General features: G+C 40.5%; 2 protein-coding genes. Both read left to right on the top strand.

Annotated elements, in window-relative coordinates; genetic code table 11:
- On the top strand, nucleotides 1-194 hold a 194-nt coding region (locus tag A3751_RS23630; RefSeq protein ID WP_231876918.1), incomplete at its 5' end, for a hypothetical protein.
- Nucleotides 194-995 (top strand): hypothetical protein (locus tag A3751_RS16225; protein ID WP_197466416.1); only part of this gene is annotated, 802 nt, incomplete at its 3' end. The genes A3751_RS23630 and A3751_RS16225, both read left to right, overlap by 1 nt.

Genomic DNA, 995 nt, shown 5'->3' with positions numbered 1-995 from the left:
CTAGTCTTTGTATGTGGGAAGCAATTAAGTTTGCATCGACGGTTACGAAACGCTTTGATTTTGAGGGGTCAATGATTGAGCCCATCGAACGATTTTTTAGAGGTTTTGGTGCGATGCAAAAGCCCTATTTTCAGATTTCGCATACACCAAATCGTTGGCTTCGTTTAGCTAAAGCACTTAAGGCTGCTCGTTAATGTTGACGGTTACAGCACCAACTCAGGTTAAGCCTTTTCTTGATTACACGCTAAGTATCGTTTTTGATGAATGGTTAGGGCAGGAATACAGGGTTGAATATAAGGACTGTGATAGGGTAATTATTTCGCTCGATAATCACTCTCAGTCTATACAGATACAGACGAATTTTATAATTGAATTGGAATGTAATGAAATCTCGGCTTTCGATTTTTCTGACCACCAAGTCGAATGTTTATTTCTAAAGTCACTAGAGTTAGGTCTGGAAGAACAGTCCGGCTTTAAAGACAAAAACGACATCCCTGTTATGTTTGGTTCGCCAAACCTAAAGATTGGCTCGAATATTAAGATTGATTTTGACTTGTTCGGTACCATCTTCTTTATGCTCAGTCGCTTTGAAGAGTTAGTCAGTCCTGAGCGAGATCAGCACGATAGATTCCCAGCTAAGGCTTCTCTTGCATATAAATATGGCTTTCTTGAACGTCCGATAGTCGACGAGTATGTCGAATTGTTATGGGCTTGTATGACCAAGCTTTGGCCAGAGCTACAACGAAAAGAGCGCACCCCAAAAATATTTGTTAGCTGTGATGCAGATACGCCATTTGACCCGACAGTAAAGACCTTACCAAGATTACTACGAACGTGTGCTGCAGACCTGCTTAAACGAAAAAGTGTTACTGAAGCGTTAAAGCGCATACAGCGATATCATTTCAATAAAAAAGGTGATTTTCGGTTTGACCCAAATTACACCTTTGATTGGTACATGGATGTGTGTGAGCAGAATGGTTTAAAAGCGGCTTTTT

It is taken from the genome of Oleiphilus sp. HI0080 (genome assembly GCF_001635135.1).
The sequence above is the reverse complement of the archived record's forward strand: the minus strand, read 5'-3'. Positions and strand labels throughout refer to the sequence as shown.